Annotated in this window: 21 protein-coding genes; 16 read left to right on the forward strand and 5 right to left on the reverse strand. The window is 62.5% G+C overall.

The window, feature by feature from the left end:
- Positions 1-54: 54 nt before the first annotated feature.
- From M1D99_RS04100 to M1D99_RS04110, 3 genes are all read right to left on the reverse strand, one after another.
- Positions 55-696 carry an oxidoreductase gene (locus M1D99_RS04100; RefSeq protein WP_186706583.1) on the reverse strand — a complete coding sequence of 214 codons (642 nt, stop codon included), beginning with the start codon at positions 694-696 and terminating at the stop codon, positions 55-57.
- A gap of 27 nt (positions 697-723) precedes the next feature.
- The gene (locus M1D99_RS04105; RefSeq protein WP_434574136.1) at positions 724-2,442 is read right to left on the reverse strand and encodes a C13 family peptidase; all 1,719 of its coding nucleotides are present in this window, start codon (positions 2,440-2,442) and stop codon (positions 724-726) included.
- Positions 2,443-2,544: 102 nt separating this feature from the next.
- A complete protein-coding gene (locus tag M1D99_RS04110) occupies positions 2,545-3,000 on the reverse strand; it encodes a MaoC family dehydratase (protein WP_186730290.1) in 456 nt (151 codons plus the stop codon).
- Between the two features lie 349 nt (positions 3,001-3,349).
- Between M1D99_RS04110 and M1D99_RS04115 the strand changes: the two genes are divergently transcribed.
- Genes M1D99_RS04115 through M1D99_RS04125 form a run of 3 tightly spaced genes read left to right on the forward strand, consistent with a single transcriptional unit; the run spans position 3,350 to position 5,029 of the window.
- Complete coding sequence (locus M1D99_RS04115; protein ID WP_250965055.1) at positions 3,350-3,715, forward strand: CidA/LrgA family protein; 366 nt, start codon at positions 3,350-3,352, stop codon at positions 3,713-3,715.
- Positions 3,712-4,428, forward strand: a complete 717-nt coding sequence (locus M1D99_RS04120) for an LrgB family protein (RefSeq protein ID WP_053125679.1) — start codon at positions 3,712-3,714, stop codon at positions 4,426-4,428. Before M1D99_RS04115 ends, M1D99_RS04120 begins: the two co-directional genes overlap by 4 nt.
- 10 nt (positions 4,429-4,438) lie before the next feature.
- Entirely contained in the window at positions 4,439-5,029 is a 591-nt protein-coding gene (locus M1D99_RS04125; protein ID WP_186706578.1) for an LON peptidase substrate-binding domain-containing protein, read from the forward strand.
- Between the two features lie 153 nt (positions 5,030-5,182).
- On the opposite strand, the gene M1D99_RS04130 is transcribed toward M1D99_RS04125, so the two are convergent.
- Positions 5,183-6,499, reverse strand: coding sequence for a bifunctional DedA family/phosphatase PAP2 family protein (locus tag M1D99_RS04130; RefSeq protein ID WP_458131419.1), 1,317 nt, complete (start codon positions 6,497-6,499; stop codon positions 5,183-5,185).
- A 334-nt stretch (positions 6,500-6,833) separates the two neighbouring features.
- Positions 6,834-7,511 carry a DNA-3-methyladenine glycosylase gene (locus M1D99_RS04135; RefSeq protein WP_250965058.1) on the reverse strand — a complete coding sequence of 226 codons (678 nt, stop codon included), beginning with the start codon at positions 7,509-7,511 and terminating at the stop codon, positions 6,834-6,836.
- A gap of 404 nt (positions 7,512-7,915) precedes the next feature.
- Here M1D99_RS04135 and M1D99_RS04140 point away from each other — a divergent pair, with 404 nt between their 5' ends.
- The 13 genes from M1D99_RS04140 to M1D99_RS04200 all read left to right on the forward strand — a co-directional run bounded on the left by M1D99_RS04140 (position 7,916) and on the right by M1D99_RS04200 (position 22,150).
- Complete coding sequence (locus tag M1D99_RS04140; RefSeq protein ID WP_186730293.1) at positions 7,916-9,187, forward strand: glutamate-5-semialdehyde dehydrogenase; 1,272 nt, start codon at positions 7,916-7,918, stop codon at positions 9,185-9,187.
- A 28-nt stretch (positions 9,188-9,215) separates the two neighbouring features.
- Positions 9,216-9,890, forward strand: a complete 675-nt coding sequence (gene nadD / locus M1D99_RS04145; protein ID WP_458131420.1) for a nicotinate-nucleotide adenylyltransferase — start codon at positions 9,216-9,218, stop codon at positions 9,888-9,890.
- A gap of 71 nt (positions 9,891-9,961) precedes the next feature.
- Positions 9,962-10,456 carry a ribosome silencing factor gene (gene rsfS / locus M1D99_RS04150; RefSeq protein ID WP_186706573.1) on the forward strand — a complete coding sequence of 165 codons (495 nt, stop codon included), beginning with the start codon at positions 9,962-9,964 and terminating at the stop codon, positions 10,454-10,456.
- A gap of 9 nt (positions 10,457-10,465) precedes the next feature.
- The gene (gene rlmH / locus M1D99_RS04155) at positions 10,466-10,933 is read left to right on the forward strand and encodes a 23S rRNA (pseudouridine(1915)-N(3))-methyltransferase RlmH (RefSeq protein WP_047229490.1); all 468 of its coding nucleotides are present in this window, start codon (positions 10,466-10,468) and stop codon (positions 10,931-10,933) included.
- Between the two features lie 10 nt (positions 10,934-10,943).
- Positions 10,944-12,839, forward strand: coding sequence for a penicillin-binding protein 2 (gene mrdA, locus M1D99_RS04160; protein WP_186730294.1), 1,896 nt, complete (start codon positions 10,944-10,946; stop codon positions 12,837-12,839).
- Between the two features lie 31 nt (positions 12,840-12,870).
- On the forward strand, positions 12,871-13,974 hold the full coding sequence (rodA, locus tag M1D99_RS04165; protein ID WP_186706612.1) for a rod shape-determining protein RodA: 1,104 nt from the start codon (positions 12,871-12,873) through the stop codon (positions 13,972-13,974).
- A 17-nt stretch (positions 13,975-13,991) separates the two neighbouring features.
- The gene (mltB, locus tag M1D99_RS04170) at positions 13,992-15,002 is read left to right on the forward strand and encodes a lytic murein transglycosylase B (protein ID WP_186706571.1); all 1,011 of its coding nucleotides are present in this window, start codon (positions 13,992-13,994) and stop codon (positions 15,000-15,002) included.
- The gene (locus M1D99_RS04175; RefSeq protein ID WP_186706570.1) at positions 15,002-16,027 is read left to right on the forward strand and encodes a septal ring lytic transglycosylase RlpA family protein; all 1,026 of its coding nucleotides are present in this window, start codon (positions 15,002-15,004) and stop codon (positions 16,025-16,027) included. The genes mltB and M1D99_RS04175 overlap by 1 nt, the downstream gene beginning before the upstream one ends.
- A 308-nt stretch (positions 16,028-16,335) precedes the next feature.
- Entirely contained in the window at positions 16,336-17,493 is a 1,158-nt protein-coding gene (locus tag M1D99_RS04180; RefSeq protein WP_186706569.1) for a D-alanyl-D-alanine carboxypeptidase family protein, read from the forward strand.
- Positions 17,494-17,574: 81 nt separating this feature from the next.
- Positions 17,575-17,850, forward strand: a complete 276-nt coding sequence (locus tag M1D99_RS04185; RefSeq protein ID WP_053125656.1) for a DUF493 domain-containing protein — start codon at positions 17,575-17,577, stop codon at positions 17,848-17,850.
- Positions 17,850-18,497: a lipoyl(octanoyl) transferase LipB gene (gene lipB, locus M1D99_RS04190; protein ID WP_186730295.1), complete on the forward strand. Its 648-nt coding sequence runs from the start codon at positions 17,850-17,852 to the stop codon at positions 18,495-18,497. Before M1D99_RS04185 ends, lipB begins: the two co-directional genes overlap by 1 nt.
- A 1-nt stretch (position 18,498) precedes the next feature.
- Positions 18,499-19,521, forward strand: coding sequence for a lipoyl synthase (lipA, locus tag M1D99_RS04195; protein WP_014340371.1), 1,023 nt, complete (start codon positions 18,499-18,501; stop codon positions 19,519-19,521).
- Positions 19,522-21,217: 1,696 nt separating this feature from the next.
- Positions 21,218-22,150 carry a S66 peptidase family protein gene (locus tag M1D99_RS04200; RefSeq protein WP_458131421.1) on the forward strand — a complete coding sequence of 311 codons (933 nt, stop codon included), beginning with the start codon at positions 21,218-21,220 and terminating at the stop codon, positions 22,148-22,150.
- Positions 22,151-22,214: the final 64 nt, after the last annotated feature.

A 22,214-nucleotide genomic window follows, 5' to 3' on the forward strand; every position in this document is an offset into this window, starting at 1 on the left:
GGCAACTGTGGGAGCGAGCCTGCTCGCGAAAGCGTCCGACTAGGCGCCACATGACTATTTGCCAAGCCTGCGCAACTCATCCGACTCCACCACCCGCACCCCATCCTGTTCTTCCAGCGCCAGACGCCACATGGCCCGGGCCAGTTGGCAGGCTTCGATGCCATGGTATTTGCCGGGGATCAGCTTCGACAACGGCCCGGCCAGCTGCTCGGCCAGGCGCGGTTCGACGCGGTCGCCCAGCAGCAGGGAAGGGCGGCAAATGGTCAGTTGTGGCCAGCCCTGGGCCTTGAGGGCCGCCTCCATCTCACCCTTGACCCGGTTGTAGAAGAGCGATGACTTGGCATCGGCCCCCAACGCGCTGATCACCACCAAATGCCGTGCGCCAAGCTCCCGGGCGCGCTTGGCAAACGCTACGACCAAGTCCAGGTCCACCGCGCGGAAGGCTTGCTCGGAGCCGGCTTTCTTGAGGGTGGTGCCGAGGCAGCAAAAGGCAATGTCGACCTGGCCACTGAGTTGTGGCAGCACCTGGGCCGGCTCCCCTACCGGGTTTTCCAAGTGTGGATGCTCGGCCAGTGGCCGGCGTGAAGGCGCCAATACACGGGTGATGGTCGGCTCGTTAAGCAGCCGGTCCAGTAGGTGTTCCCCGGTCAATCCGGTGGCACCGGCGAGCAAAACATGCTGAGGCGTCAAGTACATAGTGTTTCCCCCTTGATACGGTTCAGCTTAGTTGCTCTTTGTCGCCTCGTCGTTCAATGCCGCACTTTGCAATGCTTTTCGCGCCTGCTGCTTGCGCAGCAATTGCCAGTGGGACAGGACCGTTCTCGGCGCCCAGATCTGCGGTTCCGAGGCTTCGAAGTTGTCTGCCTGCTCGCGCTCGGCAACGATGCCCTTGGCCCGTTTGAAGGCCTGCTCCAGGTCGTCGGTCTGGTTCAGTGCCTGGGCGAACAGCGCATCGCCGAAATAGGTGAAGTTGGCTTCCTCGGAGCAGCCGAAGGACACCCGGTCGGCCCGGGAGGCGGTCATGATCAGCGTGCGTTCGTCCTTGAGCGCCGGGATGAAACCGCCGGAATAACAGGCCGAGATCACCACGATCTTGTCGCGATGCTTCAGCGGTGCGAGGACCACGGCCAGTTCATCGGCGGGCAGGTCGGCCAGCTCCATGCGCGGCTGGTCGAGCACCAGTTCGTGCTCGCTGGTGCCGTGGCTGGTGAGGTAGATGAAAATCAGATCTTCCGGGCCGCTGCGTTCGGCCAGGGTGGCGGCGGCGCGGCGCAGGCTTTCACGGCTGGCCATGGGCCGGTCGCCGAGGTGGTCGCGGTGGTTCACCAGGCGGATCTGCCCGAACGCGCCGAAGCGGCTGGCGAGCATGTTGGCGACATAGTCGGATTCGCGCAGGAACACGCTTTGCTTGCCGTCGCCGCCGAGGGTCAGGCTGTACAGTTCCACCGCCGGGGTCGAGGCCGGGATGTTCGCCAGGGCATCCTCCAGCAGGCGGCCCTGGGCCAGCAGGCCGAGTTCGAGCACATCAGGCAGCAGCCTGCCGTCGGCGTCGCGCACCCGTTGGCCGTTGGCCCAGGTGCCGCTTTGCACCGTGCCATCGGTGAGCACCAGGGTGCCGCGCCCGTGATAGCTGTCGGCCTCGAACTGGCCGATGTAGAAACTGCCGTCGGGCAGGTTCAGGCGGCCCTCGCCGGTAAAGCGCCAATCATTGAATTGACCGAGGTAGTGGCTACCGTCGGCGCCGATCAGTTCGCCCTTGCCAGTCAGTGCGCCGTCCTTGAACTGGCCGATCCAGACATCGCCGTCGGCATTTTCGTAGCGCCCGCGACCGTTGAGCTGGTTGTTCCGGAAACCGCCAATGTAGACATCGCCTTCGGCGCTGTTGAAGGTGCCCTTGCCCTGCAGTTGCCCATCGACAAAGTGCCCGGTGAATTGGTTGCCGCTGGCGTCGAAGCGCTGGCCTTCACCGTTGGGCTTGCCGTTGACGAACGGGCCCTGGTACTGGCTGCCGTCGTCGAGTTCCAGGCGTCCGAGGCCGGAATAGCGGTCGGCCTTGAACTCGCCCCGGTAGGTCATGCCGTTTTCCTTGAGCGTCCCTTCACCGTCCCGGCGCCCCAGCTTGAAGCCGCCGGTGTAGCTGCTGGTGGGTGTGGTCAGGCTGCCCTGGCCGTGGAACAGGCCTTGGTGGAACTGGCCGCGATAGACCTCGCCGTTGCTGCCATGCCATTCCCCGGTGCCATGCCATTGACCCTTGTCGAACTGCCCGGCGTACCAGCTGCCGTTGGGATAGTCGATGCGCCCTTGGCCTTGCAGCAGGCCGTCCACCAGGTCGCCACGGTAGCGGCCGCCGTCGGGCAGGCGCGCGTCGGGAGGCAGCGGCGATTCGCCGGCGCCACAGGCGGTGAGCAACAGGGTCAGGGTCAGTGGGACGAGTAAGCGCATAACGGGATCCAGGTCATCAGGCCACGAGTATGCCGCAGCTTTGGCTCCTGGATATAGAGAAGCGATGCGAAACTGCCTGGACGGTTTCGCATGTGCGCAGGTTTACACGAAGCAGAGCGACAGCGGCTCGGCGATGTAGGCCGGTTTTTCCGAGCCTTCGATTTCCAGGGTGGCGGTGGCCTTGAGCAGCCATTGGCCGGGTTTTTTCTCGGTGACTTCCACCAGGTCGACCTTGAGCCGGACCTTGGAATCGACCTTCACCGGTTGGATGAAACGCACGCTGTCCAGCCCGTAGTTGACGACCATCTTCACGCCCTCGGGCAGGATCAGGATGTCTTCCATCAACTTGGGCATCAGCGACAGCGACAGGAAACCGTGGGCGATGGTGCTGCCGAACGGGGTCTGCGCGGCCTTGACCGGATCGACGTGGATGAACTGAAAGTCGCCAGTGGCTTCGGCGAACAGGTTGATGCGGTCCTGGTCGATGGTAAGCCAATCGGAACGTCCAAGTTCCTTGCCGACATAATCTTTGAGCGCTGCAACGGGGACGTAGGGCATTGAGACTCTCCTTGGGTTCATCGTTTTTACTTTTTCTGAAGCGGGGATTTTGCGTCCCCGGAAAACCACTGTAGATCAACATGGCGCGCCGGGAAGGTCATCGACCATGCTTTTTACGAATGCCGAACCATAGCGCGGGCATGCTTATAATGCCGGCGCATTCTTTGCAATTCGGTTCATTCAACGTGCGTGTTCGATTGTGGCGAGGGAGCTTGCTCCCGCTTGAGTGCGAAGCGCTCATAAAATGGGGCCGCTGCGCAGCCCAGCGGGAGCAAGCTCCCTCGCCACAGAGTCATGTCGTGAACCGAATTGGCGCGTTCATTGGGGCTGTTGCGGGGGGATAGAGCGGATGTTGCTACGGGGCCTGACCTGGCTGGTGCTGTTTCAATTGCTGGGCACTGCGATCAATCATTTGTTCTTGCCGGTACTGCCGGGGCCGATCATTGGCCTGCTGTTGCTGCTGGGGTATCTGGTGATGCGCGGCGAAGTCAGCGAGCCGTTGAACCTGGCCGCCGGCAGTCTGCTGCGTTACCTGCCGTTGCTGCTGGTGCCGCCTGCGGTAGGGGTGATGGTCTACGCCGGGGCGATTGCCGCCGATTTCTGGGCCATCGTTGGCGCGTTGACCTTGTCCCTGGTGCTGTCCGTGGCGCTGACGGGCGTGCTGATGCAGCGACTGGCCCGCCGTCACGTCGCCGCTCCGGAGGACAGCCAATGATGCTCGACTGGCAGGGCGCCTGGACCTCGGTGATCCATCATCCGCTGTTCGGCATCGGCATTACCCTGGGCGCCTACCAACTGGTGCTGGCGGCGTACGAAAAGACCCGCTGGGTGTTCCTGCAACCGGTGCTGATGTCGATGGTGCTGTTGATCGGCGTGCTGGTGGGCTGTGGCATCGGTTATGCCGAGTACCGCAAGAGCACCGAGATCCTCAGCATCCTGCTGGGCCCGGCCACGGTCGCCCTGGCGGTGCCGCTGTATTTGAACCTGCGACGGATCCGGCAGTTGTTCTGGCCGATTTTTACTACGCTGGTGATAGCCGGGGTGTTTGCCACGGGCTCTGCGGTGGTATTGGGCTGGGCCTTTGGTGCCGAGCACATGATCCTGATGACCATGGCGCCCAAGTCCGTGACCTCGCCGATCGCCATGCTGGTGGCCGAGCAGATCGGCGGCGTGGCGGCCATGGCGGCGGTGTTCGTGTTGATCACCGGGGTGCTTGGGGCGATTCTCGGCCCGAGTATTCTGACCCGGTTGGGTGTCCATAGCCCTGAGGCCCGAGGCATGGCCCTGGGGTTGGCGGCCCATGCGGTGGGCACGTCGGTGGCGTTGCAGGAAAGCGAGGAGTCGGGTGCCTTCGCGGCGCTGGCAATGAGTCTGATGGGCGTGGCCACGGCAGTGTTGCTGCCGTTGGTGGTGTCGATGACGGTTTAAGGAATTGGTTATGAGCTTGCCGCTTTTCCCGTTGAACACCGTGCTGTTCCCCGGTTGCATCCTCGACTTGCAGATTTTCGAGGCGCGTTACCTCGACATGATCGGGCGCTGCATGAAAAAGGGCGAAGGCTTTGGTGTGGTGTGCATCCTCGATGGCGAGGAAGTCGGCGTCGCGCCTGAAGGTTATGCGCGGGTCGGTTGTGAGGCGCTGATTACCGATTTTTCCCAGCAGGACAATGGCCTGCTGGGGATTCGCGTGCAGGGCGGACGGCGTTTTCTGGTGCACAGCAGCAGCGTCCAGGCCGATCAACTCACGGTGGCCGAGGTCGAGTGGCTGGAAGACGAGCCGGAACAACCGCTGCAAGACGAAGATGCCGACCTGGTGGCGCTGCTCAAGGCCCTGGCCGAGCACCCGATGGTCGAGGCGCTGAACATGGGCACCGAAGCCACCGGCCAGCAATCGCTGGCCAATCAACTGGCCTACCTGTTGCCGTTCAATGAGCTGGACAAGATCGACCTGCTGCAACTCGATGATCCCCAACAGCGGCTGGATGCGATCCAGGCGTTGCTCGATGAGTTGCAGGGTGAACTCTTTGCCTGACACCACTCATATCCACCGAACAACACCGGCCCCCTTGTGGGAGCGGGCTTGCTCGCGAAGGCGGTGGATCAGTTAACACATGTGTTGGATGACACTCCGCTTTCGCGAGCAAGCCCGCTCCCACAGGGGATCTCATGCCCACAAATAATGTGTTCAATAGGCATACCGCAACATCGCATGGGGCAAGTGCCGCAGGGCGAAGAAGCTGAACGCCGCCGTCAGCGCCGGCAGGACAAGCCACCAGACTTTCGGTGGCATGGCCGGCAGCAGGGTCTGGCGCTGGCTCAGCCATAGGGCGGCCGCACAGATGCTGGCGGCGAGCATCGCCCCGGCGACGATGTCGCTCGGCCAATGCGCCCCCAGGTAGACCCGCGACAGGGCGATGGCCAAGGCCGGCAAGCAGCCCAGCAACAGCCAGGTCAGGCGCAGGCGTGGCGGTTGGCCGCGGCCGGCCAGCACGGCGAGGGACAGGAACAGCGCAAATGCCCCGGAGGAGTGGCCGCTGGGCATGCTGTAGCTGGTCAGTGGGTCGGTGAGGATTTCCGGGCGCACCCGGGCAAAGAAGTGTTTGCAGCCGGTATTGGCCAGGGCGGTGAACAACATCGTGCCGCCGGCAAAGATCGCCTGGCGCCATTGCCGTGCCAACAGCAGCAGCGCGGTCACCAGGCTGCAGACAATCAACATGTAGCGGAATTCGCCGATCAGCGTGAAGGTCACGGCGATTTCATCCAGCGTCGCGCTGCGATGTTCCTGGACCAGGGCCATCAAGCCCTGGTCGAACGCCGTCAGGTAGCGAAAGCCGATGAACAGGCCGATCAGGATCACCAGGCCGATGCCGGCGATCAGCGCCGTGGCATGGCGATGGCGACGCAGGGTGCTGTTGACGCTCAGCCCGATCATCACCGCGATGCTGCCAATAACCACGCCGGCCTGGGGCCAGAAACCCTCGGGCAGCGGCAGGCGAAACGCCGCCCCGGTGGCCCAGCCCGGCAACAGGTACGCCACGGTCCAGCCGGCGGCGGCCAACACGCTGACGGCGGCGAAGCGCGGGAACGGCATGTCGCACATGCCGGCCACCATCGGCAGCATGGGCCGTAGCGGGCCGATGAAGCGGCCCACCAGCAGGCTGGCGATGCCGTAGCGCTGGAAATAGCTTTCCGCCGCGCTCATCCATTCCGGGTGATGCCGCAGCCCCGGCAGGCGCCGGATGTTCTGGTGAAAATGCCGACCGAGGAAATACGACACCAGGTCCCCCAGCAACCCTCCGAGCAAACCCAACAGCAACGTCTCGCCCAAGGACAGCGCGCCGCTGCCGGCCAGCACTGCAATCGCAAACAACAGCACCGTGCCTGGCACGATCAGCCCGGCGATGGCCAGGCATTCCACGCAAGCAACGACAAAAACCGCCACCGCCAGCCATTGCGGATTGACGGTCAGCCAGGCGGTGATGCTATCGAGCCATGGGCCCATAAATACAACTCCATTGAATATTGATTGGCATGCAGTTTTTTACTGTGTGAACGAAAACTCAAGATCACTGAAACTTCAAACTGTGGGAGCGGGCTTGCTCGCGAATGCGGTGTGTCAGATAGGTCAATATCAATTGACACACCGCATTCGCGAGCAAGCCCGCTCCCACACGGGAATTTCGGGTGTAGCAAATTTCGTATCCACTGAAGATCAACTGTGGGAGCGAGCCTGCTCGCGATAGCGGTGTGTCAGTCGCCATTTAATTCACAGGCCTGGCGCCATCGCGAGCAGGCTCGCTCCCACAAGGGGCCCCAGGGTCATGCAGTGTTTGTGTTCATGAAAGCAAGAAATAATCCCGCCCTTCGACCTGTCCGCGCCGCAACGGGTTGCGGGTGCACCAAGGGGCGTAGGCAGCGTCGACGAAGCGGTAGGGCAAATGCTCGTCCCGTCCCAGGGGAATGCCCAGGCGGGTGGTCTGGATCGCATTGACCGTTGGCACGCCGACGTCTTCCACCAGCAAGCGCTCGGGGTCGAAGCGCTTGGCGTCCCAGTCCGGCACTTTCAGCCCCAAAGCTTTGCACAACAGGGTCTGGCCGGCACAGAGTTTTTGCGGTGTGCGTGGCCGACCTTGGGCGTCGGGGTTGTTCAACAGCATCTGCGCCAGGCTCGCCGGCCCCGAAACGGCATCGACCCACGGGTAGGCCGACTTGATCAACACCGCGTTGCCCGGGCCCTGGGCGCTGAAGTTCAGCGAATCGCCGCCCCGGGCGTAGTACATATAGATGTGCCCGCCATCCAGAAACAAAGCCTTACGTTTTTCCGTGTAGCCCAGGGAGGCGTGGCTGCCTTTTTCGGCGAAGTAATACGCCTCGGTCTCGATGATCCGCGCGCTGAGCCACAGGTCGCCGACCTTGTGGCGGATGACTTTGCCCAGCAGGTCCTTGGCAAGGACCTGGGCGTCGCGATCGAAAAAGGCGTGGGGCAGGGCGTTGGGCGATGGCAAATCGGTCATGGCGATAGACGAAGTGAGGCCAAAGGAAGCGCGATGATAGCAATGGAAAGCTTAATCACCGCTGAACACTCGTTTCAACCGTAATGCCGTTCACTTAGGAAAAATGATGACCCTGTGGCGAGGGAGCTTGCTCCCGCTCGGCTGCGAAGCAGTCGTAAACCGGCGGGTGCGGTGTGTCTGATACGCCGCAATTGGCAGATTTTGGGGCCGCTTCGCGGCCCAGCGGGAGCAAGCTCCCTCGCCACGGGTTTGTCGATTGCCTTAAGTGAACAGCATTGCGTTTCAACGGGCTGTTTATGGCTGTTTTGCTTCTCCGCCGGTCACCACTGCGAGTCCATGCTGTTAGTCGAGGGTTACGACAGCTATAATCTGCCGCTTTCCCCATCGCCAAGACCACACAGACCATGACTGAGTCCGTTCTTGACTACATGACCCGCCTGGGTCGCGCCGCTCGCGAAGCGTCGCGCATCATCGGCCGGGCCAGCACCGCGCAGAAAAACCGCGCCCTGCAGGCCGCCGCCAATGCGCTGGACGCTGCGCGCGCCGAGTTGTCCGCTGCTAACGAGCTGGACCTGGCAGCCGGCCGGGCTAACGGTCTGGAGCCGGCCATGCTCGAGCGCCTGGCGCTGACTCCGGCCCGCATCGACGGCATGATCGTTGGTCTGCGCCAGGTCGCGGCCCTGCCGGACCCGGTCGGGGCGATCCGCGACATGAGCTACCGCCCGTCGGGCATCCAGGTCGGCAAGATGCGCGTGCCCCTGGGCGTGGTCGGGATCATCTACGAGTCGCGGCCGAACGTGACCATCGACGCCGCGAGCCTATGCCTGAAGTCCGGTAACGCGACCATCCTGCGGGGCGGCTCCGAGGCCATCCATTCCAACCGCGCCATTGCCGCCTGCATCCAGCGCGGCCTGGCCGAGGCCGATCTGCCGGCGGCCGTGGTGCAAGTGGTGGAAACCACCGACCGCGCCGCGGTTGGCGCGCTGATCACCATGCCCGAGTTCGTCGATGTCATCGTGCCGCGCGGCGGCAAGGGCCTGATCGAACGGGTCAGCCGTGACGCCCGGGTGCCGGTGATCAAGCACCTGGACGGCATCTGCCACGTCTACGTCAGTGCCCACGCTGAATTGCCGAAGGCCCAGCGCATCGCCTTCAACGCCAAGACCTACCGCTACGGTATCTGCGGCGCGATGGAAACCTTGCTGGTGGACCAGGCCGTTGCCCAGGACTTCCTGCCGTCGATGGCCGCCCAGTTCCGCGAAAAAGGCGTCGAACTGCGCGGTTGCGAGCGCACCCGGGCAATCATCGAGGCTGTCGCGGCCACGGCAGAAGACTGGGACACCGAATACCTGGCGCCGATCCTGTCGATCCGCGTGGTCGACGGGCTGGACCAGGCCATCGAACACATCAACCGCCACGGCTCGCACCACACCGATTCCATCGTCAGTGAGCACCAGGGCGAAACCCGGCGTTTCGTGGCCGAAGTGGATTCGGCGTCGGTGATGATCAACACCCCGACCTGCTTCGCCGATGGCTTTGAATACGGATTGGGTGCCGAGATCGGCATTTCTACTGATAAGCTGCACGCCCGTGGCCCGGTGGGCCTGGAAGGCCTGACCTGCGAGAAATACATCGTGGTCGGTGACGGCCAGTTGCGCGGACAGGAGTCGGTCTGACTTGGGCGACCTTGACCCACTGGCCGCTATGACAACGACCCCTGTGACGGCGACCGCCGCGCCAAAGCGCATCGGTATCCTGGGCGGCACGTTCGACCCGGTGCACATCGGCCATTTGCGCGGTGCGCTGGAAGTCGCCGACGCCCTGGCCCTCGATGAGCTACGCCTGACGCCCAGCGCCCGGCCGCCTCACCGGGATACGCCGCAGGTGTCGGCCCGGGATCGCCTGGCGATGGTCGAGTGCGCGGTGGCCGGTGTGGCGCCGCTGGTGGTGGACGCCCGCGAATTGCAGCGGGACAAACCGTCCTACACCATTGATACCCTGGAGCTGATGCGCGCCGAACTGGCCGTTGATGCCCAGGTTTTCCTGCTTCTGGGCTGGGACGCATTTTGCGGCCTGCCCACTTGGCATCGCTGGGAAGAGTTGCTCCAGCATTGCCACATCCTGGTGTTGCAACGCCCGGATGCCGACAGCGAGCCGCCGGATGCCTTGCGCAACCTGCTGGCGGCCCGCTCGGTGAGCGACCCGCTGGCCCTGAAAGGGCCGAGCGGACAGATTGCATTCGTCTGGCAGACGCCGCTCGCGGTATCCGCCACCCAGATCCGTCAACTGCTGGCCAGCGGTAAGTCGGTACGTTTCCTGGTGCCCGACGCGGTCCTGGCCTACATCGATGCGCACGGGCTCTACCGTGCGTCGAACTGAAAAAGGCGCGCTTCAAGGCACGTGAATGCGTGTAGCGAAGCGCCCGAACATACGAGCAAAACGAGTTTTATATGACTGACAAAGACGTAAACAAAGTAAAGCGCAAGGGCACGTTCAAGAGCGCCCCGCTGCCTGTAGAAGTCCACACCGGCGTGGCGCTGGTTGGCGAAGAACTGGTCAAGGTGGCCGTGGCAGCCCTGGAAGACGTCAAGGCCCAGGACATCCAGGTGATCGACGTTCGTGACAAGCAGAGCATCACCGACTACATGATCATCGCCACCGGTACCTCCAACCGCCAGATCGGCGCGATGCTGGACAAGGTCCGCGAAGCGGTCAAGGCCCAGGGCGTCAAGCCATTGGGTGAAGAAGGCAAGGGCGACAGCGACTGGGTCCTGTTGGACATGGACGATGTCATCGTGCACATGATGACCGCCTCGGCGCGCCAGTTCTACGACCTGGAACGCCTGTGGGCCGGTGCCGAGCAGAGCCGTTCGGCCAGCGCGGCGCACCACAGCCCGGAAAACCCCCATGAGCACTTCACCAAGCTCAACAAAGACCAGCAATAAGGGACCGCTGTGCGACTGCGCCTGATCGCCGTCGGTTCTCGCATGCCCAAGTGGGTGGAAGAAGGCTGGCATGAATATGCCAAGCGTCTTCCGTCCGAGCTGGCCCTGGAACTGGTGGAAATTCCGCTCAACACCCGTGGCAAGAACGCCGACGTGGCGCGCTTCATCCGCCAGGAAGGCGAAGCCATGCTGGCCAAGGTCGGGCCGAACGAGCGCATCGTCACCCTCGAAGTCCACGGCAAGCCCTGGAGCACCGAGCAACTGGCGGTGGAGCTCGATCGCTGGCGATTGGACGCGCGCACGGTCAACTTCATGGTCGGTGGTCCGGAAGGGCTGGCGCCGGAAGTCTGTGCCCGGGCGGACCAGCGCTGGTCGTTGTCGCCGTTGACGTTGCCGCACCCGCTGGTGCGGATCCTGATCGGCGAACAGCTGTATCGTGCCTGGACAGTCCTGTCCGGGCACCCTTACCACAAGTAATCCTGCCCTCATGCCCCAGCCGATCCGCATCAAGGACCACGAAAAAGACGCCCGCCTGGTGCGTGGTCGCGTCGTGTTCGGCGCTATTGCGGTGGTGACGCTGATTGGCGTGCTGATCGCGCGGTTGTATTTCCTCCAGGTGATCCAGTACGAGTATCACTCGACCTTGTCGGAGAGCAACCGCGTACACGTACAGCCGATTCCGCCGACCCGCGGGCTGATTTTCGACCGCAATGGCGTGGTGGTGGCGGACAACCGGCCCAGCTTCAGCCTGAGCATGACCCGCGAGCGCTCCGGCGATTGGCAGAAAGTCCTCGACGTGATCGTCGAAGTGCTGCAGTTGACGCCCGAGGACCGGGCGATCTTCGAGAAGCGCATGCGCCAGGGCCGGCGTCCCTTCGAGCCGGTGCCGATCATGTTCGAGCTGACCGAAGAACAGATCGCCCTGATCGCGGTGAACCAGTTCCGCCTGCCAGGCGTCGAGGTGGTGGCGCAGCTGGTGCGGCATTATCCCCAGGGGCCGCACTTTGCCCACTCGGTCGGCTACATGGGGCGGATCAACGAGAAAGAGCTCAAGACCCTCGACCCGGTCAACTACAGCGGCACCCACCACATCGGCAAGACCGGTATCGAGCGTTTCTACGAGGCCGAGCTGCATGGGCAGGTGGGTTACGAGGAAGTCGAGACCAATGCCCGCGGCCGCGTATTGCGCGTGCTCAAGCGCACCGACCCGATTCCCGGCAAGGACATCGTCCTGAGCCTGGACATCAAGTTGCAGGAAGCCGCCGAGGCGGCGCTGGGCGGCCGGCGCGGCGCGGTGGTGGCGCTGGACCCGAACACCGGCGAAGTGCTGGCGATGGTCAGCCAGCCTAGTTTCGACCCGAACCTGTTCGTCACCGGCATCAGCTTCAAGGCCTATGCCGAGCTGCGGGACTCCATCGACCGGCCGCTGTTCAACCGTGTGTTACGCGGCCTCTACCCGCCGGGCTCGACCATCAAGCCGGCCGTGGCGATTGCCGGGTTGGATGCGGGCGTGGTCACCGCGTCGAGCCGGGTCTACGACCCGGGGTATTACCAACTGCCGAACTACGACCACAAGTACCGCAACTGGAACCGCACCGGTGACGGCTACGTGGACCTGGAAACGGCGATCATGCGTTCCAACGACACCTACTTCTACGACCTGGCCCACAAGCTGGGGATCGATCGGTTGTCGTCCTACATGAACAAGTTCGGCCTCGGTCAGAAAGTCTCCCTGGACATGTTCGAGGAGTCGCCCGGCCTGATGCCGTCCCGGGAATGGAAACGGGCGACCCGCCGCCAGGCCTGGTTCCCGGGCGAAACCCTGATCCTGGGGATCGGCCAGGGCTACATGCAGGCGACGCCCTTGCAACTGGCCCAGGCCACGGCGCTGGTGGCGAGCAAGGGCAAGTGGTATCGCCCGCACCTGGCCAAGACCATCGAAGGCCAGAAGCCGGTGGACCCGGATCCGATGCCGGACATCATCCTGCGCAATCCGGCGGACTGGCAGAGGGTCAACAACGGTATGCAGGCGGTGATGCACGGCGCCCGAGGCACCGCGCGCAAGGCGGCCCTCGGCGCGCAATACCGGATTGCCGGCAAGAGCGGTACGGCCCAGGTCGTCGCCATCAAGCAGGGCGAGAAGTACGACCGCTCCAAGGTCCAGGAACGCCACCGCGACCACGCCTTGTTCGTCGGTTTTGCGCCAGCCGAGAACCCGAAGATCGTCGTGTCGGTGATGGTCGAGAACGGTGAATCCGGTTCCGGCGTCGCCGCGCCGGTGGTGCGCCAGATCATGGACGCCTGGTTGCTGGATGAGCACGGCCAGCTCAAGCCTGAATACGCAAGCCCCATCACTGCGGAGGCTACGGCCCGTGAAGAATAATTTCGACCGGATCCTGTCCAGCGAAGACGTGATGCGCCGCCGTGCCACCTTGCTGCAGCGCATGCACATCGACGGCCCGTTGCTGATCCTGCTGCTGACCCTGGCCGCCGGCAGCCTGTTCGTGCTGTATTCGGCCAGCGGCAAGAGCTGGGACTTGCTGGCCAAGCAGGCCACCTCGTTCGGCATCGGCCTGGTGTCGATGATCGTCATCGCCCAGCTCGAGCCGCGGTTCATGGCGCGCTGGGTGCCGGTGGCCTACATCGTCGGCGTCGGTTTGCTGGTGGTGGTGGACATCATGGGCCACAACGCCATGGGCGCCACCCGCTGGATCAACATTCCCGGGGTCATCCGCTTCCAGCCTTCGGAATTCCTCAAGATCATCATGCCGGCGACCATTGCCTGGTACCTGTCCAAGCGCTCGTTGCCGCCACAGCTCAAGCATGTATGTGTCAGCCTGTTGCTGATCGGCATCCCGTTCATCCTCATCGTGCGCCAGCCGGACCTCGGCACCTCGCTGCTGATCCTGGCCGGCGGCGCCTTCGTATTGTTCATGGGCGGGTTGCGCTGGCGCTGGATCCTCAGCGTGATCGCCGCCGCCGTGCCGGTGTCGGTGGCCATGTGGTATTTCGTGATGCACGACTACCAGAAGCAGCGCGTCCTGACGTTCCTCGACCCGGAAAGCGATCCGCTGGGCACCGGCTGGAACATCATCCAGTCCAAGGCCGCCATCGGTTCCGGCGGCGTATTTGGCAAGGGCTGGCTGATGGGCACCCAGTCGCACCTGGACTTTTTGCCGGAAAGCCACACCGACTTCATCATCGCCGTGATGGGCGAGGAGTTCGGCCTGGTGGGCATTTGCGTGCTGCTGCTGATCTATTTATTGCTGATCGGCCGGGGGTTGGTGATCACCGCCCAGGCCCAGACATTGTTCGGCAAGTTGCTCGCGGGCAGCCTGACCATGACGTTTTTTGTTTATGTTTTCGTCAACATCGGTATGGTCAGTGGCCTGTTGCCGGTCGTGGGGGTGCCGTTGCCTTTCATTAGCTACGGAGGAACTTCGCTGGTGACACTACTGTCAGCGTTTGGGGTTTTGATGTCGATTCATACGCATCGCAAGTGGATCGCGCAGGTTTGAATAAGGTGAAGAGTTCAATGCAAGCAATGCGTGGCTGGTCGACGCGATGTGCGCCGTGGATCGGCCTGGTCGGCTTCCTGGGCAGTGCGTCGCAGGCCTTGGCCGGTGAATACGAAGGCTCGCCACAGGTGGCCGAATTCGTCGGCGAGATGACCCGCGACTACGGTTTCGCCGGTGAACAACTGATGGGGGTGTTTCGCGAGGCCGAGCGCAAGCAGTCGATCCTCGACGCGATCTCCCGGCCCGCCGAGCGGGTCAAGCAGTGGAGCGAGTACCGGCCGATGTTCATCACCGAGGCGCGTGTCGCCCGGGGCGTGGACTTCTGGCGCCAGCACGAGGCGGCCCTGGCCCGTGCCGAGCAGGAATACGGCGTGCCGGCCCAGTTCATTGTGTCGATCATTGGCGTCGAGACCTTCTTTGGCCGCAACACCGGGAATTTCCGGGTGATCGACGCGCTGTCGACCCTGGGCTTCGATTACCCGCCGCGTGCCGAGTTCTTCCGCAAGGAGCTGCGCGAATTCCTGCTGCTGGCCCGTGAAGAACAGGTCGATCCGCTGACCCTCAAGGGCTCCTACGCCGGGGCCATGGGCCTGCCTCAATTCATGCCCAGCAGTTTCCGCGCCTATGCGGTGGACTTCGACGGCGACGGCCACATCAATATCTGGACCAACCCGACCGATGCCATTGGCAGTGTCGCCAGCTATTTCAAGCGGCACGGCTGGGAACCCGGCCAGCCGGTGGTCAGCCGGGCCGATGTGCGCGGCGAGCAAGTGGACCAGGGCCTGACCGAGGGCATCGAGCCGACGAAAACGGTCGGGGAGTTGCGGGCGTTGGGCTGGTCGAGTCATGATGCGCTGCGTGACGACATGCCGGTCACCGCGATGCGCCTGGAAGGCGAACAGGGCCCCGAATACTGGATGGGCCTGAAGAATTTCTACGCGATTACGCGTTATAACCGCAGCGTGATGTACGCCATGGCCGTATATCAACTGTCTGAAGAGCTGGTCAAAGCACGGGGCGTCAAATAATGCGGGCATTGCCTACCTATCAACCCCTGAAAACCAAGCCTTTCAAGCTGGTGGCGCTGGCTGCGCTGTCGCTGCTGGTCGTCAGTTGTTCGACCAGCCGCGCGCCGGTCCAGAAAAACACCACCGCCGTGCGCGCCACGCCGGGCCTGGACATCAACCGGGCACACAAGGACGGCGCGCCGTGGTGGGACGTGGACGTCTCGCGCATTCCCGACGCCACGCCGACCCTGCACACCGGCCCCTACAAGGCCAACCCCTATACGGTGCTGGGCAAGACCTATTTCCCGATGGCCGAGTCCAAGCGCTACGTGGCCTCGGGCACGGCATCCTGGTACGGCACCAAGTTCCACGGCCAGAACACCGCCAACGGCGAAGTGTACGACCTGTACGGCATGAGCGCGGCCCACAAGACCTTGCCGCTGCCCAGCTATGTGCGAGTGACCAACCTGGACAACAACAAGACGGTGATACTGCGGGTCAATGACCGTGGGCCGTTCTATTCCGACCGCATCATCGACCTGTCGTATGCGGCGGCAAAAAAGCTGGGTTACGCTGAAACCGGCACTGCCCGGGTGAAGGTCGAAGGCATCGACCCGCAGGAATGGTGGGCCCAACGTGGCCGTCCGGCGCCTTTGATGCTCAATGAGCCGAAAGTGGCGCAAAATGCCGCGCCCACCGTGACGGCGTCCACCGGCACGGTCGAGCAGTGGACACCGCCGCCGCAGCAACACGCCGCGGCCGTGCTGCCGGTGCAGATCGATGCAAAAAAAAACGCTTCTGCAACAGCGTCTGGCCAGTTTCTGCAAGTGGGCGCGTTCGCCAACCCGGACGCTGCCGAGCTGCTGAGGTCGAAGCTGAGCTCGATGGTGAGCGCCCCGGTGTTCATCAGCTCGATCGTGCGCAACCAGCAGACACTGCATCGGGTGCGCCTGGGGCCGATCGGTTCTCCGGGTGAAGTCCAGAAGGTGCAGGACAGTGTGCGCCTGGCCAATCTCGGTTCGCCGAGCCTGGTCACCGCTGAGTAATTGATTGAGGTCCGCTTGCGGTTGGAGCGGGTCAGGTTGTTGGCTCCATGAATAACAAAAGCCCGGCAAGGGCAGTGAGTGAGCAACTTAAATACGCGGCAGCCCGAGGGTTTGTATGAAAAGTCGCCGAGCGGCGATCAGGCAAGGCGAAAACAGGCGAGGAAGCGGAGTTGACTGGTTGTCAATGAGCATTCCGAGCCTGTTTTCAACGCAGCATGATCGTCGCGCAGGCACTTTTCATACAAAGCCTGAGGTTGCCTGTTTTAGTTCTGCCTTCGGGCAGTCCCATTAGCGATTTCGAGAGACGGATGAACATCACCACCTTTGCCAAACGCCTTTGCCTGCTAGTCCCGCTGCTTCTCTCACCGGCCGCGTTCGCGGTCGAGATGATGCCGGCGCCCCCTCAATTGGCTGCTAAATCCTTTGTGCTGATGGATGCCAGCAGCGGCGAGGTGCTGGTAGAGAACAACGGTGACCAGCGTCTGCCACCGGCCAGCCTGACCAAGCTGATGACGGCCTACATCGCCACGCTGGAAATCCGTCGTGGCCAGATCGGTGAAAACGATCCGGTGACCGTCAGCGAAAACGCCTGGCGCACCGGCGGTTCGCGGATGTTCATCAAGGTCGGTTCGCAAGTGACCGTCAGCGACCTGCTGCACGGCATCATCATCCAGTCCGGCAACGACGCCAGCGTCGCCCTGGCCGAGCACATCGCCGGCAGCGAAGATGCGTTCGCCGACATGATGAACAAAACCGTGGCTGACCTGGGCATGACCAACAGCCACTTCATGAACCCCACCGGCCTGCCGAACCCTGAGCACTATTCGTCGGCTCACGATATGGCGATCCTGGCCCGGGCAATCATTCATGAAGACCCGGCGCACTACGCCATCTACTCCCAGAAGGAATTCTTCTGGAACGGCATCAAGCAGCCTAACCGCAACCTGCTGCTGTGGCGCGACAAGACCGTCGATGGCCTGAAGACCGGCCACACCGACGAAGCCGGCTACTGCATGGTGTCCTCGGCTGTGCGTGACGGCATGCGCCTGATCGCCGTGGTCTTTGGCACCAGCAGCGAAGTGGCCCGTGCCGCCGAGACCCAGAAGCTGTTGACCTACGGCTTCCGTTTCTTCGAAACCCAGACCTTCTACCAGAAGGGCACCGAACTGGCCCAGGCCCAGGTCTGGAAAGGCTCGACCAACCAGGTCAAGGCTGGCCTGGCCCAAGACCTGACCATGACCCTGCCTAAAGGCCAGCTCAAGAAGCTCGCTGCCAGCATGACCATGAACCCGCAACTGACCGCTCCCATCGCCAAGGGCGACGTGATCGGTAAAGTCGAAGTCAAACTGGACGACAAAGTGGTGCACAGCGCTGACCTGATCGCTCTGGACGCGGTCGAGGAAGGTGGTATCTTCCGCCGCATCTGGGATAGCATCCGTCTATTCTTCTACGGCTTGTTCAACTGATTGAAGTGTTGACCTGCATGGCCTCGTTCCCCTCCGGAGCGGGGCCATGTGCGTTACCACGGCTTACGAGGCCGTTACGCCATGACAGACTCCGAAGTAAAGGCGCCAAAAATCGAATTCCCCTGCGCGGATTACCCGATCAAGGTAATCGGCGACACCGGCGTGGGTTTCAAGGACAAGATCATCGCGATCCTTGAAAAACATGCCACCGTTGACCACAAGACCCTGGCCGAGCGCCAGAGTACCAACGGCAAGTACACGACGATCCAGTTGCATATCATTGCCACCGGTCAGGAACAGCTCTACGACATCAACAGCGAGCTGCGCGCCACCGGTTTCGTGCACATGGTGTTGTGATGCCGGGCACGCTGGGCTTTCGCGAGCTGGGCACGATGGCTTACGAGCCGGTCTGGCATGCCATGCAACGCTTCACTAACGAACGCGGCACCAGCGCCGACGATGAAGTCTGGCTGGTGGAACATCCGCCGGTGTTCACCCAGGGCCAGGCCGGCAAGGCCGAGCACCTGTTGCTGCCAGGGGATATCCCGGTGGTGAAGGTCGACCGCGGCGGGCAGGTGACCTACCATGGTCCCGGCCAACTGGTCGCCTACCTGTTGCTGGATGTGCGCAAGCTGGGGTTTGGCGTGCGCGAGCTGGTCACCCGCATGGAGACGTGCCTGATCGAGCTGTTGGCCAGCTATGGGGTGACGGCGGCGGCCAAGCCGGATGCGCCGGGTGTCTACGTCGATGGGGCGAAGATCGCGTCCCTGGGGTTGCGGATCCGCCACGGCTGTTCGTTTCATGGCCTGGCGTTGAACGTGGACATGGACCTGGCGCCATTCCGACGGATTAATCCCTGTGGCTACGCGGGACTGGCGATGACCCAGTTGAGCGAGCACGCAGGATCGATTGAATTTGCCGAGGTAAGTGCCCGGCTGCGCGCGCAGCTCGTCAAACACCTCGACTATGCTGAGCAGACGACCCTCACGGGCGGAATCGACTGATATGACTACTGATGCAGTGCAAACCATGATCCCGACGCTGGACGTCACCGAGCGTCCGGCCCCGCGTGCCAAGGTAGAGGCCGGCGTCAAGCTGCGCGGCGCCGAGAAGGTTGCACGCATCCCGGTCAAGATCATCCCTACCACCGAATTGCCGAAGAAACCCGACTGGATCCGCGTGCGCATCCCGGTTTCCCCGGAAGTCGACCGTATCAAGGCCCTGCTGCGCAAGCACAAGCTGCACAGCGTCTGCGAAGAAGCCTCCTGCCCGAACCTGGGTGAATGCTTTTCCGGCGGCACCGCCACGTTCATGATCATGGGCGACATCTGCACCCGTCGCTGCCCGTTCTGCGACGTCGGCCACGGCCGTCCGAAGCCCTTGGACACCAACGAGCCGGAAAGCCTGGCCATCGCCATTGCCGACCTGAAGCTCAAGTACGTGGTCATCACCTCGGTGGACCGCGACGACCTGCGTGACGGCGGTGCCCAGCACTTTGCCGATTGCATCCGCGAGATTCGCAAACTGTCGCCGAACGTCCAACTGGAAACCCTGGTGCCCGATTACCGTGGCCGCATGGACATCGCCCTGGAAATCACCGCCGCCGAGCCGCCGGATGTGTTCAACCACAACCTGGAAACCGTGCCGCGCCTGTACAAGGCCGCGCGTCCGGGTTCGGATTACCAGTGGTCGCTGACCTTGCTGCAGCGCTTCAAGCAGATGATGCCGCACATTCCGACCAAGTCTGGCTTGATGCTGGGCCTGGGTGAGACGGACGAGGAAGTTATCGAGGTCATGAAGCGCATGCGTGAGCATGACATCGATATGCTGACCTTGGGCCAGTACCTGCAGCCTTCGCGTAGTCACCTTCCGGTGCAGCGTTTTGTGCACCCGGATACCTTTGCCTGGTTTGCCGAGGAAGGGTACAAGATGGGGTTCAAGAACGTGGCTTCGGGGCCGTTGGTGCGGTCTTCGTATCATGCGGATGAGCAGGCTAAGTTGGTCAAGGCTGAGTTGCTGGGGTCCTGATTTTTTAGCGTTGATTTTTGGGGTGGTGGGTATATCCGTTTCTTCGGTAACGGCTACTTATGGTTCCGCCCTTACGGCGGGTCACTTTTGGAAAAGCGCCAAAAGTAACCAAAAGCGCTTTGCCCCACCACTCGGTGCCTCGCCTAGGCTCGGCATGCCTGAACGAAGGCATCGCTCCGTGGGCCGCCGCGAAGGGCCATCCATGGCCCAGCGCGGCTAACCCGGCATCCATGCCGGGTTGCCCACTGCGCAATACCTTCGTTCAGCCATCGTGGTTAATGGGGCGCCCCAGATCAAAAGCCAAAGCGAGGCGGCCTTAGAGCCGACCTGGTTCTTGGTGGGACCGCGTTTCTCCTGTGGGAGCGGGCTTGCTCGCGAAAGCGGTGTGTCAGTTTGCGGTGATGTTGGATGTGCCTGCCTCATCGCGAGCAGGCTCGCTCCCACAGGTTTTTGCGGTGTATAGGGGTTTGTGTCTGCTGAAGATCTAATGTGGGAGCGAGCTTGCTCGCGAAGGCGGTGGGTCAGTTTGCGGGGATGTTGGATGTGCCGGCCTCTTCGCGAGCAGGCTCGCTCCCACAGGTTTTTGCGGTGTATAGGGGTTTGTGTCTGCTGAAGATCTAATGTGGGAGCGAGCTTGCTCGCGAAGGCGGTGGGTCAGTTTGCGGGGATGTTGGATGTGCCGGCCTCTTCGCGAGCAAGCCCGCTCCCACAGGTTTTTGCGGTGTATAGGGGTTTGTGTCTGCTGAAGATCTAATGTGGGAGCGAGCTTGCTCGCGAAGGCGGTGGGTCAGTTTGCGGTGATGTTGGATGTGCCGGCCTCTTCGCGAGCAGGCTCGCTCCCACAGGTTTTTGCGGTGTATATGGGTTTTGTGTCCGCTGAAGATCTAATGTGAGAGCGAGCCTGCTCGCGAAGGCGGTGGGTCAGTTTGCGGTGATGTTGGATGTGCCGGCCTCTTCGCGAGCAGGCTCGCTCCCACAGGTTTTTGCGGTGTATATGGGTTTTGTGTCCGCTGAAGATCTAATGTGAGAGCGAGCCTGCTCGCGAAGGCGGTGGGTCAGTTTGCGGTGATGTTGGATGTGCCGGCCTCTTCGCGAGCAAGCCCGCTCCCACAGGTTTTTGCGGTGTATATGGGTTTTGTGTCCGCTGAAGATCTAATGTGAGAGCGAGCCTGCTCGCGAAGGCGGTGGGTCAGTTTGCGGTGATGTTGGATGTGCCGGCCTCTTCGCGAGCAGGCTCGCTCCCACAGGTTTTTGCGGTGTATATGGGTTTTGTGTCTGCTGAAGATCTAATGTGGGAGCGAGCTTGCTCGCGATAGCAATGGTGCAGCCACATAAATGCCAGCCCCAACCGCTTTTGCTTTTGCTTTTGCTTTTGCTTTGCTTTTGATCTTGATCTTGATCTGAGACGCCCCGTTAAACCACGCTGGCCGAACGCAGGCATTGCGCAGTGGGCACCTCGGCATGGATGCCGAGGTAGCCGCGCTGGGCCATGGATGGCCCTTCGCGGCGGCCCACGGAGCAATGCCGGAGTGAGGGCACACCGAGCCTAGGCGAGGTGCCGAGTGGTGGGGCAAAGCGTTTTTGGTTACTTTTGGCGCTCTTCCAAAAGTGACCCGCTGTAAGAGCGGAACCATAAGTGGCCGTTACACAAAGAACGGATATACACACAAAGCACGCCGAAAAACCCGGGAACCCCATGGCCCTAACCCGACACCACCCAGTCCCAGCTCTCCCTATAAAAGGCCTGATCGGAGTGATAGCCCCCGCCGGCCCCGCCCCCCTGGACACCGAAAAAGCCACCCAATGGATGCGCGCAAGGGGCCACGAACTGCGCATCTTCCCTGGCGTCTACGAAAAAGACGGCTACCTCGCCGGCAGCGACGACACACGCCTCAACGACCTGCACGCCGCCTTCGCCGACCCAGAAATCAAAGCCATCATCTGCCTGCGCGGCGGCTACGGCACCCCCCGGCTGCTGGACCGCATCGACTTTGACCTCCTGAAACGCAACCCCAAACCATTCGTCGGCTACAGCGACATCACCGCCCTGCACCTGGCCATCAACCGCTACGCCGGCTTCGTAACCTTCCACGGCCCACTGCTCAACGCCGACCTCCTCGGCGACAAGGAACCCCCAACCGTCACCTCGTTTTTCAGCCTGCTACGTGGACAGGTGAAAGCCGGCAGCCTGCTGAGCCATCCCGCGGCCTACCCGTTGACCACCGTCGAGCCAGGCATCGCCCACGGACGCCTGCTGGGCGGCAACCTCTCGATGATCGCCGCGACCATGGGCACGCCCTATCAGATCGACGCCGAAGGGGTGATCCTGTTCATCGAAGATGTCAACGAACCGCTGTATCGCATCGATCGCCTGCTGACTCAATTGCGACTGGCGGGCACCCTGGCGAAGTTGCGCGGGGTCCTGGTAGGGGATATAGCGGGGGTAGACCTCGAGGCGTTGAACCGGTTGCTCAAGCAGACCTTCGCACCGTTGCGCATCCCGGTGTTGTCCGGCTGGCGCAGCGGGCACTGCGATCCGAACCTGACCTTGCCCATGGGGGCATTGGTGACGCTGGATGCGGGAGAGAAGCGGTTGGTGTTGGAGCAGGATGTGGTGGTCAGTCGCTAGTCATGTAGCGCCTGCAAGTGAGTCTTCGCGAGCAAGCCCGCTCCCACAGATGATCGCGTTTCTT

The organism is Pseudomonas sp. R3-41 (assembly GCF_054161485.1).

Excerpts from the sequence above, each read along its gene's own strand:
- M1D99_RS04100 (WP_186706583.1), bottom strand. The coding sequence starts at position 696 with ATGTACTTGACGCCTCAGCATGTTTTGCTCGCCGGTGCCACCGGATTG.
- M1D99_RS04105 (WP_434574136.1), bottom strand. The coding sequence starts at position 2,442 with ATGCGCTTACTCGTCCCACTGACCCTGACCCTGTTGCTCACCGCCTGT.
- M1D99_RS04110 (WP_186730290.1), bottom strand. The coding sequence starts at position 3,000 with ATGCCCTACGTCCCCGTTGCAGCGCTCAAAGATTATGTCGGCAAGGAA.
- M1D99_RS04115 (WP_250965055.1), top strand. The coding sequence starts at position 3,350 with ATGTTGCTACGGGGCCTGACCTGGCTGGTGCTGTTTCAATTGCTGGGC.
- M1D99_RS04120 (WP_053125679.1), top strand. The coding sequence starts at position 3,712 with ATGATGCTCGACTGGCAGGGCGCCTGGACCTCGGTGATCCATCATCCG.
- M1D99_RS04125 (WP_186706578.1), top strand. The coding sequence starts at position 4,439 with ATGAGCTTGCCGCTTTTCCCGTTGAACACCGTGCTGTTCCCCGGTTGC.
- M1D99_RS04130 (WP_458131419.1), bottom strand. The coding sequence starts at position 6,499 with ATGGGCCCATGGCTCGATAGCATCACCGCCTGGCTGACCGTCAATCCG.
- M1D99_RS04135 (WP_250965058.1), bottom strand. The coding sequence starts at position 7,511 with ATGACCGATTTGCCATCGCCCAACGCCCTGCCCCACGCCTTTTTCGAT.
- M1D99_RS04140 (WP_186730293.1), top strand. The coding sequence starts at position 7,916 with ATGACTGAGTCCGTTCTTGACTACATGACCCGCCTGGGTCGCGCCGCT.
- nadD (WP_458131420.1), top strand. The coding sequence starts at position 9,216 with ATGACAACGACCCCTGTGACGGCGACCGCCGCGCCAAAGCGCATCGGT.
- rsfS (WP_186706573.1), top strand. The coding sequence starts at position 9,962 with ATGACTGACAAAGACGTAAACAAAGTAAAGCGCAAGGGCACGTTCAAG.
- mrdA (WP_186730294.1), top strand. The coding sequence starts at position 10,944 with ATGCCCCAGCCGATCCGCATCAAGGACCACGAAAAAGACGCCCGCCTG.
- rodA (WP_186706612.1), top strand. The coding sequence starts at position 12,871 with ATGCGCCGCCGTGCCACCTTGCTGCAGCGCATGCACATCGACGGCCCG.
- mltB (WP_186706571.1), top strand. The coding sequence starts at position 13,992 with ATGCAAGCAATGCGTGGCTGGTCGACGCGATGTGCGCCGTGGATCGGC.
- M1D99_RS04175 (WP_186706570.1), top strand. The coding sequence starts at position 15,002 with ATGCGGGCATTGCCTACCTATCAACCCCTGAAAACCAAGCCTTTCAAG.
- M1D99_RS04180 (WP_186706569.1), top strand. The coding sequence starts at position 16,336 with ATGAACATCACCACCTTTGCCAAACGCCTTTGCCTGCTAGTCCCGCTG.
- M1D99_RS04185 (WP_053125656.1), top strand. The coding sequence starts at position 17,575 with ATGACAGACTCCGAAGTAAAGGCGCCAAAAATCGAATTCCCCTGCGCG.
- lipB (WP_186730295.1), top strand. The coding sequence starts at position 17,850 with ATGCCGGGCACGCTGGGCTTTCGCGAGCTGGGCACGATGGCTTACGAG.
- lipA (WP_014340371.1), top strand. The coding sequence starts at position 18,499 with ATGACTACTGATGCAGTGCAAACCATGATCCCGACGCTGGACGTCACC.
- M1D99_RS04200 (WP_458131421.1), top strand. The coding sequence starts at position 21,218 with ATGGCCCTAACCCGACACCACCCAGTCCCAGCTCTCCCTATAAAAGGC.